The sequence below is a fragment of the Pseudoalteromonas sp. G5_S1_54_S4 genome, from assembly GCF_054968565.1.
Genome location: NZ_JBQKUL010000038.1, coordinates 35,251 through 44,051, shown reverse-complemented (window position 1 = coordinate 44,051; position 8,801 = coordinate 35,251). Strand labels below are relative to the sequence as shown.

Here is an 8,801-nt window from a genome sequence, read left to right as displayed (position 1 = left end):
ACATAGAGGTCGCTATAATCACAATGGATAAGCTAAGAACTGACATACAAAATCATCAATTTACTTATATGCAGAGCACGTTAAACATCACTATCAGTATTGGCTTGGTCGGTATTGATGCACATGAGCATACTCACCTGAGTGAAATTTTAAGATTAGCCGATAATTATTTATATTTAGCTAAAAACAACGGTCGAAACTGCGTTGTCAACAGCCTGACTAAAATATCAAACAAGGGCAAAGAAACATTAACCAAATAATTTTCGTCTGACTACTTTTCTGTATTCGCTCGGGGTTTGGCTCAATACCTTTTTAAACACACGGGTTAAATGCCCTTGATCGTTATAGCCAACTTCTAGCGCGACTTCCTGAATTGATAAGTTCGATGAAGCCAGTAATTCTTTTGCACCTTCAACACGTAGCTGCTGCCAGTACTCTATAGGGCTTTGATTTGTAGCAAGTCGAAACCTGCGTGTAAACGTGCGGTAGCTTAAGCTAAATTGTGCCGCGACTTCTTGTAAATCTAACTCACTAGATAAATTAGTTTTTAACCAAAATTGTATTTGTGCAATAAGTTCATCAGCATGTCGGTTAACGGCGCCTTCTAAATAGCGTTGATCTTCGTAGGGTTTACGTATTTCATGTGAAAAGTTCCGCTCAACATGCTGCGCCGCTTCTTTACCATAGTATTGGCTAATAATATGAACAATAACGTCAGCTAAGGCATTTAAACTGGCTACCGTATACATGCGCTCTGATTGGGTAATAAAAAAATCAGGTTTTAAGCTAACGTTTGGATAATCTTGAGAAAATTGCTTGGCATAATGCCAGTGAGTGGTTGCAGGGTGACCATCAAGTAAACCGGCTTCTGCGAGCAAACAATTGCCGGTACCAACGCCAATAATATGGCTTCCCATCGTAAAACTCTCATTGAGCCAATTAACTATTGGTTGATTTGTTTTAACAACCGGGCGTGGATTACGCCAAATACCCGGAACAATGATTAAATCGCAATAGGGGGCGTTATCACTGCTGCAATCAGGCACGATGGCTAAACCTGTTCTGGTTGCAATAGGAGCCATATTTTTAGCAATTAAATGAATATTCAGCGCTCTAAAGTGTTGCTTACTAGTGTGCCCTTTGGCGAACGCTTCACCTGCTCGGAGCATTTCAATTGGCAGGGTTAAACTAGTTACCAGTAGGTGCGAGTAAACAGCAATAGCTATATTTAATGGTGGATTTGTTGGGTTATTGCTCATTCAAATGCTCCGACCAGTTGTTTTTGGCCTTTTATGCTTAATATTTGGCTATTAAAGCACAAAGTTGTGTTCGTAATCCATTTAAACTGACTCCATATTCTTATAACACGTTTTTTTAAAGGTAAATTATGACCGCATTACCCGTCATTGTCGGCATGGGAGGCATTAATGCCGCTGGCCGTACTTCTTTTCATCAAGGTTATCGTCGTATCGTGTTAGATAGCTTAGAGTCTCAAGCTCGCCAAGAAACATTTTTAGGCCTTGCCACATTAATGAATTTAGTGAGTGTTGTGAATGGACAACTACAAGACATGAAAGGCAATAATGTTGAGCAAAGCGACATAGAAGCACGTTTTGGTGAGCAAATTATTGCAGGTACATTAATTCGTAAAATTGAAAAACAACATTTTGATGTAGATGCCACGCCATGGCAGCAAAAAATGACGTTAACCGCATCGGATGAAAACGCGATTGTGTTTGAAACACGCCGTCGTGATTTACCTTCGCCAGTTCCTGAAAGTTGGCACGTTGAAGAGCTTGAAAATAAAAAAGTGAAAGTAACTATTGCGGCTCAATTTGATATTAAACATGATTCTACTCGCGATAATCCAATTAAATCTGCTGGGCAACTACCCACAGGGTTTGATCCGTCAATTATGTACAATAGCCGCTACCAACCTCGTAGTTTACAAGCTACTATTTTTGCTGCCACCGATGCAATAAAATCAACCGGACTTGATTGGCAATACATTATGAATAGTGTTGAGCCTGATAAAATTGGTACCTATTCAGCATCGGTTATTGGCCAAATGGACGATAAAGGTTTAGGTGGGTTAGTCAAAGCGCGCCAGCAAGGTGATCGCGTCAGCACAAAGCAGCTAGCACTGGGTTTAAATACAATGTCGACCGATTTTATCAATGCCTATGTTACGGGCAATGTAGGAACTACTTTTTCTACATCGGGTGCGTGTGCTACTTTTTTATATAACTTGCGCGCAGCAGTAAATGATATACAAGCAGGGCGCACACGTGTTGCAATTGTGGCAAGTGTAGAATGTGCGATTACCCCTGAAGTGGTTGAAGGCTTTGGCAATATGAGTGCGCTGGCTAATATTGAAGGTTTGCGCCGCTTAGATGATTTAAGTAATGACGATGAACCTGATTATCGTAGAAGCAGCCGCCCATTTGGCGAAAACTGTGGCTTTACTTTAGGTGAAGGCGCACAAGTGGCTATATTAATGGATGATGCGCTGGCACTTGAACTAGGTGCAGACATTATGGGCTGTGTGCCTGATGTATTTGTTAACGCCGATGGAGTAAAAAAATCAATTACTTCACCTGGGCCTGGTAACTACATTACCATGGCAAAATCGGCTGCACTTGCCAGTAGCTTACTAGGTAAAGAGGCATTACAGCAACGTAGCTTTATTTTAGCCCATGGTTCAAGCACACCACAAAACCGCGTAACTGAGTCGTTAATTTATCATAAAGTAGCGCAAACATTTGCAATAGATAATTGGAAAGTAACCGCCCCTAAAGCGTATGTTGGCCATACTATAGCACCTGCCAGTGGCGATCAGCTTGCCATTGCCTTAGGTGTATTTAATCATAATATTATGCCGGGTATTACCACTATAGATAAAGTGGCTGATGATGTTTATGCAGATCATTTAGATATTCGTAACAGTCACTATGATTGTGGTGATATGGATATTGCATTTATAAATTCTAAAGGGTTTGGTGGTAATAATGCAACAGCCACAGTGCTTTCAGCAAAAGTAACGATGCAGATGCTTGCTAAGCGTCATGGCGATGAAATGATGGGGCTCTATACCAGCAAACATGCAGCGGTAAAAGAAGCACAACAGCACTATCAACAACAAGCAGATTTAGGTCAATACGCGCTAGTTTATCGTTTTGGTGATGGGCTGATTGATGAAAATGACATTGTTATTGATGAGCACAGCATTCAGCTGCCAGGCTTTGAAAAAGCAATTACATTCAGTACAACAAATTCCTATCAAGATATGTTCTAAGCACACATACTTGTTAGCAAGGCGCTTTTTAAGCGCCTTTTTTAATGTATGAACCCATATTGTAGTTTAACTAATGCGCTAATTAGTTCCTTAACGAAAATATTAAAACTTCACCTCTTTGCAAATACTTCAAATTACTAATCTCTTCTTCCGCATTAAAAATAAAGCACCTTGATAAATTGAAAATATTAGGTTTGTTGCATACAATATAACAATTAATTAGTAGTATGTTATTTATTTTATTAAGTTAAAAAGTATTATTTATTGTGCATCAAGAACTTTATAAATAGTTACTATAATTTTTGCTCAGATAGGTTAAATACTCAATTTTATTAATTACTTTAGGAGTAGTGATGAAATTAATACCATTAAAACGCTTGCTTACAGGGCAAAAAAGTCTCACTTTATGTACTTTACTCTTTCTGTCTAAACTTAGTTTTGCGTCTATTATTTTATTTGATGACAAACCACGTAATGGTACTTCATTGTGGTCAACCTCATCTAGTGAATCGACTTTAACTAAAATTGGTGAGCCTGTAGCTGATGGCGAAAGAGCTATATTAATGCAGGCACACTACTGGACTCAATCAGGATTACGTATTGCTCAAGTACCTCCTTTTAAAAATTCAATACTTGAGGCAAAAATATACAGAAAATCAGGAAATAAGGGCACTTTAATGTTTCGTCGCGGTAACGATTCATAAAAAATAAATCTTGATGAAACCAATAACGAATTTTGGACATTGGATGGTTTGCCTGGCCATAATAATTTTTCAGACGATACATGGCACACGATTAGAATCAATCTCAATGGCTTTAATCTTGATGAAAATGAGAAAGTCCTGGCTATTGGTATTCAAGGCCCTCTTGGAACAGGTAGATTTTACATGGACTCGGTTTCCTTTGTTGAGGGAGAGCCAGATAATAACATTTCTCCGCCGTTAGCTGGTAATTGGGAGCTGACTTTTGAAGATAATTTTAATTCAACTTTATTAAACCCTAATAATTGGCATGTTGGAAAGCAATATCTAGGAATGAGTGGTATCGCAGGTAATGCTGGGCGAGAAACTATTCGCATTGAAAATGAAATGTTACGGTTTGAAGCAGAAAAAAACACATTAAATCAAGGAACCAAACGTTACTTTTATAATGCCGCTGAGGTAAGTACTTTTCGTAAATTTAGACAAAAATATGGTTACTTTGAAGCCAAAATTAAGTATGACTCAGTACATGGTGCTTGGCCTGCATTTTGGTTACTACCTGACAAAGGCATTTATGGTAATGATACTTATAGGAGGCAGTCATTATTAAAATTTAATCTTGATGATGTATCTACTACTATTTCTTCTGCATTATTAAGATTTAAGATCTCTGAAGCAAACACTCAAAGCAGCATAGCTGTGCATAAAACACTTTCCGCAGATTGGTCCCAAGATACTGTAACTTGGAATACTAAACCGCAGGTCGATCCTTTATGGTTTAGTCATAGCTATGGAGAGGTTACGGGAAACATAATTGAAGTGGATGTTACCAGTTATATAAGAGAGCAAAAAAGTTCTGATAAAGAGGCGAGCTTTGCATTGATTGACAATTATATGCGTAGCCTGCTTATAAAAATTTTTAGCAGTGAAGCGAATAATATTTCTGATAGGCCCGCTTTAATTGTAAATGAAGAAAGTTTATTCCCGACTGAAGATGCTTTTGTGCGTGGAGGTAATTATGCAGATACTAATTATGGTCAAGAACCATTTCTTTTAATTAAAGACACTTGGGGAGATACCTCACCTACATTCGATCAGGGAATGGAGTTTGATATTATGGAGAGTTTAGGTACCTGGGGGGAAGACATCAGTATCTCTGCTCTGCATTGGGATGGTTACGGTAGCCAACATAAGTCAGTAAATTCCGGCGAGCTTTATCATAATTATTCCTCAGATGGTTTCCATATATATGGCATGCATTGGCAGCCTGGTTATGTCGGTATGTATATAGATGGTGAAAAAGTCTGGGAGCACTATGACGACCGAGTTGGAAGTTTACCTTCTTATATTATTTTATCGTTACAAGTAGGTGGTTGGGATGGTAATGAAAAGAATATCAGTGATGATTTTGAGGCTAACATGCTAGTAGATTTCGTTAGGGTCTGGAGTAATTCAGAGTTCAATTAACAACAAGAGCGAACCAAAGCGTTATCATTTATAAATGTCGATTATGATGCATTAAAAAAAGCACTCAAAAAATTAAATTAATATATCTGATAAAGTGACGAAACATTTTATCGAGTATTTCCCCCCCAATATATTGTGGGGGAGATTACTAAATATATTTAGCAATCAGGCTGTTTTTATTACGATATTTCCAGTTTAAGTAGCGCTTAGCGAGTAGGGCGGTAAGCACAACCACTACAGCTATCATCGCCATGGTCGCAATATAACTCATACCATACCCAGATGGTAAGCCAACAAGGGTTTCACCATAGGTCATATCACTAAAGTTAAAACCAAGAGCAGGTATTAAAAGCCAACTGATAGCATGTAGCAAATACAAGTGAGTGAGGTAGGAAAACATGCTGGTTTTACCTAGTACTTGCAGAAAATTTTGCGAAAAACTAGCCTTTAAGTGGCTCAACAGTTTTAGCGCAATTAAACCAAGCCCTACAGTAAGTAACATAAATTGTAACGACAACGGATATTTAGTCGGATTTAAAAACGACATAATAGTCAGCAGTGGAGCTGTATGTGTAGAAAACTGTGACATATCACCGTATAAATTAAAGCCGCGTAGTATTGAATAAAGTGCTAGGCAGCTCATACCCATAATAAACGCGTAATTCATCACTTTTTTACTATAATGCTGAGATTTATAATATATACCTGCACAATAAGCCAAACACATGAGTCCAACAATAGGCGCAACGGGGTAGGTCGTTCTAATAGAAAAACCAAACGGCAGTGCTAATACATTTTTTTGATGAACGATAGACCACAGTGTATGCGCTATTGTATTAGTTTCAAAGGTAATGCCATCAAGTAAGTTATGACCAAATACCAGTAATAACCCAGCTATAAATACAGGGTATATACCTGTTAAGCGAAGCAAGCCAAGCACCACAAAGCCCCAGCCAATCGCCCAAATTACTTGAGCATATAACATCGGGAAAAGAGGATTAAAACTCCATGACCATGACACAATTGTAAACTCAAATAAAATAAGCACTAAGCCTCGAACTATTAAAGCGTTAGCAAACTGACGAGTACACGCGTATTTATGCTCTGTAATAGCGGCAGAGAGGCCTGCTAAAAATACAAATAATGGCGCACAGAAATGCGATATAAAGCGTGTGAAAAAAGTAAGCGCATCTGTTCCGGGTATGGTCATGGGATCAGTTACTGAATAATTTAGACAATAATACATGCCGTGATCTATCACCATAAATATGATGATAATGCCGCGTAATAGATCAATATGATGCAAGCGACTTTGCGATAAAGATAATGACATAAAATACAATTAACAAGAATGAAAAAAATGAACTTGATTATATGTTATATTATATCAAAAGGCGAGTTTGAAGATTGAATTTAACAGGGTGATCGCGTCAGCGCTAAGCAATTAATTATAATTTTCATTATTTAAATTTTTTAACATACCTAAGCGTTATGAAGTTTATTACTGCCAACAAAATAGCTATTTCATAGCGGCTGTACGCAATAGCGATACCAATTAAACCCATATTCCAAATACTCGCAGCTGTTGCTGTTCCAGATGTAGACTGGTTATTTTTTAAAATAGCGCCGCCACCAATAAAACCAATACCTGTAATAATACCTTGTAACATTTTAGATTGCGCCTCTGCGCCCTCCAAAACTGACATAGCAATCAGTGCATAACCACATGATGCGACGGCAACTAAAGGAAACGTTCTTAGACCTGCACCATTATGGCTATGCTCTCTATCATATGCCATTGGCAGGGCAAGTAAATACGCCATGCCAAGATGAATCAAGTTATCAATAATGTCTCTCCACTGTAGATCAATTTCCATTGCTATTTCCACGGATAAATTTTAAATAAGTAGCAAAAATTGAACCAAGGTATTAATTTAAATAAAATCATTGTGTTACCTTTGTTTTATCGAGGGGGATGAGTGGCGTTAGCAATATTTACACAATAAAGTGCGTTTTTACCCAGCAATGAATTTCAGCTGCGTACCACACAAGCAAACTCTATTATGTAAAATTGTGGGGCTTACATATTTTTACAACACTCCTTTTTTAAGTCGTATATAATTTGGCTTATTTGCAACGAGAGTTTACATGCGCATTTTATTAATTATTATCTTTTTAAATGTATTAAGTGGTTGCACAGTAATGGGTATATTTTTGGATGAAACGGCGAGATCCAATTCAAACATCAATAGCACTAATAGTTATGTAAAGGATAAAGATGGTTTTAGTTTTAGCAAACTTGGTTACGAAACTGATAAAGCCATAATTGAATTTATAAAAGGAGATGACGGTGTGATTAAAAAATGTAGGCAGGTTACTAAGGTCTTAAAAGAATGTGTAGAAGTAGATAAATCTACTCTACACAGTAATGAATCTAAGCCGATAAAAACTGATGATGAAATAATAAGTGTTGGTCTATAAAGCTACTAATAAAAAAGTAACTATGATCGTAGCCAGCGTGCATTTCGAGCTGCAGCGGATACGCTTTTGTATTAGCGATATCGACCAAATTTTGCGGCTTAAGCTGCTCTTCTAAAAAGTTATCAGCATCACCTTGGCTTACCAGCATAGGTAAATAGTTAGCTTGCTCGGCTTGTTGCATTAATTCGCAAGTATCGTAGTGTGCCCACGTTGTTTTGTCGTCCCCTAAGTAGCCTGTAAATGCTTTTACACCCCACGGACACGCCATAGGATTAACAATAGGACTAAATGCCGAAGCGCTGGTGTACGATTGTGGGTTTTTAAGTGCAATCATCAATGCGCCGTGCCCGCCCATTGAATGACCACTAATTGCTTTTTTATCTGTAACAGGAAAGTGTTGCTCAATTAGTGCCGGTAACTCATTAACAACGTAATCATACATATTAAAATGGGTGTTGTAGGGCGCTTTTGTGGCATTAAGGTAAAACCCAGCACCTTGTGCAAAATCATAGCTGTCTTCGTTTGGCACGTTATCACCACGTGGGCTCGTATCTGGCGCTACAATGGCGATACCCAGCTCCGATGCTTTTTTAAATGCGCCTGCTTTTTGCATAAAGTTTTCATCGGTACAGGTTAAACCTGATAACCAGTACAGTACCGGCACCTTATTGGTTTCACTGGCGCCTGGCGGTAAAAAAACTGCAAAACGCATAGTGCAACGAGTGCTTGAAGCGCTATGGCTGTATTGCTTATGCCATCCGCCAGCCACTTTCGCTGTTGAAATATTTTCTAACATAACAATCCTTAAAAGCCGTTACTTAATAGCAACGGCTTGTGATGGTAATTAAGTGAAATGA

The 8,801-nt window shown here is 38.2% G+C and carries 9 protein-coding genes; 5 read left to right on the top strand and 4 right to left on the bottom strand.

Annotated features, from left to right (window positions below; all coding sequences use genetic code 11):
• A partial coding sequence (locus ACTRWE_RS14180) for a GGDEF domain-containing protein (protein ID WP_462880159.1) occupies window positions 1-260 on the top strand: 260 nt, incomplete at its 5' end.
• Here ACTRWE_RS14180 and ACTRWE_RS14175 read toward each other — a convergent pair.
• Window positions 249-1,259, bottom strand: coding sequence for a GlxA family transcriptional regulator (locus tag ACTRWE_RS14175; RefSeq protein ID WP_008110511.1), 1,011 nt, complete (start codon window positions 1,257-1,259; stop codon window positions 249-251). The two genes, ACTRWE_RS14180 and ACTRWE_RS14175, sit on opposite strands and share 12 nt — an antisense overlap.
• Before the next feature lie 128 nt (window positions 1,260-1,387).
• Between ACTRWE_RS14175 and ACTRWE_RS14170 the strand changes: the two genes are divergently transcribed.
• The 3 genes from ACTRWE_RS14170 (at window position 1,388) to ACTRWE_RS14160 (ending at window position 5,463) form a co-directional block, all read left to right on the top strand.
• On the top strand, window positions 1,388-3,295 hold the full coding sequence (locus tag ACTRWE_RS14170) for a beta-ketoacyl synthase (RefSeq protein ID WP_350655136.1): 1,908 nt from the start codon (window positions 1,388-1,390) through the stop codon (window positions 3,293-3,295).
• A 353-nt stretch (window positions 3,296-3,648) separates the two neighbouring features.
• Window positions 3,649-3,999 (top strand): hypothetical protein, encoded by a 351-nt coding sequence (locus ACTRWE_RS14165; protein WP_350655137.1) that lies wholly within the window; start codon window positions 3,649-3,651, stop codon window positions 3,997-3,999.
• Window positions 4,000-4,038: 39 nt separating this feature from the next.
• Window positions 4,039-5,463, top strand: a complete 1,425-nt coding sequence (locus ACTRWE_RS14160; protein ID WP_462880158.1) for a CBM96 family carbohydrate-binding protein — start codon at window positions 4,039-4,041, stop codon at window positions 5,461-5,463.
• Between the two features lie 148 nt (window positions 5,464-5,611).
• Here ACTRWE_RS14160 and ACTRWE_RS14155 read toward each other — a convergent pair whose 3' ends face one another.
• Entirely contained in the window at window positions 5,612-6,796 is a 1,185-nt protein-coding gene (locus ACTRWE_RS14155) for a DUF1624 domain-containing protein (protein ID WP_462880157.1), read from the bottom strand.
• Between the two features lie 127 nt (window positions 6,797-6,923).
• Complete coding sequence (locus ACTRWE_RS14150) at window positions 6,924-7,340, bottom strand: MgtC/SapB family protein (RefSeq protein ID WP_013464847.1); 417 nt, start codon at window positions 7,338-7,340, stop codon at window positions 6,924-6,926.
• A 271-nt stretch (window positions 7,341-7,611) separates the two neighbouring features.
• Here ACTRWE_RS14150 and ACTRWE_RS14145 point away from each other — a divergent pair, with 271 nt between their 5' ends.
• Complete coding sequence (locus ACTRWE_RS14145) at window positions 7,612-7,944, top strand: hypothetical protein (protein ID WP_462880156.1); 333 nt, start codon at window positions 7,612-7,614, stop codon at window positions 7,942-7,944.
• Here the strand turns inward: ACTRWE_RS14145 and fghA are convergent.
• Window positions 7,898-8,740: an S-formylglutathione hydrolase gene (gene fghA, locus ACTRWE_RS14140; protein ID WP_462880155.1), complete on the bottom strand. Its 843-nt coding sequence runs from the start codon at window positions 8,738-8,740 to the stop codon at window positions 7,898-7,900. The genes ACTRWE_RS14145 and fghA overlap by 47 nt on opposite strands.
• Between the last annotated feature and the right edge of the window lie 61 nt (window positions 8,741-8,801).

Excerpts from the sequence above, each read along its gene's own strand:
- ACTRWE_RS14175 (WP_008110511.1), bottom strand. The coding sequence starts at position 1,259 with ATGAGCAATAACCCAACAAATCCACCATTAAATATAGCTATTGCTGTT.
- ACTRWE_RS14170 (WP_350655136.1), top strand. The coding sequence starts at position 1,388 with ATGACCGCATTACCCGTCATTGTCGGCATGGGAGGCATTAATGCCGCT.
- ACTRWE_RS14165 (WP_350655137.1), top strand. The coding sequence starts at position 3,649 with ATGAAATTAATACCATTAAAACGCTTGCTTACAGGGCAAAAAAGTCTC.
- ACTRWE_RS14155 (WP_462880157.1), bottom strand. The coding sequence starts at position 6,796 with ATGTCATTATCTTTATCGCAAAGTCGCTTGCATCATATTGATCTATTA.
- ACTRWE_RS14150 (WP_013464847.1), bottom strand. The coding sequence starts at position 7,340 with ATGGAAATTGATCTACAGTGGAGAGACATTATTGATAACTTGATTCAT.
- ACTRWE_RS14145 (WP_462880156.1), top strand. The coding sequence starts at position 7,612 with ATGCGCATTTTATTAATTATTATCTTTTTAAATGTATTAAGTGGTTGC.
- fghA (WP_462880155.1), bottom strand. The coding sequence starts at position 8,740 with ATGTTAGAAAATATTTCAACAGCGAAAGTGGCTGGCGGATGGCATAAG.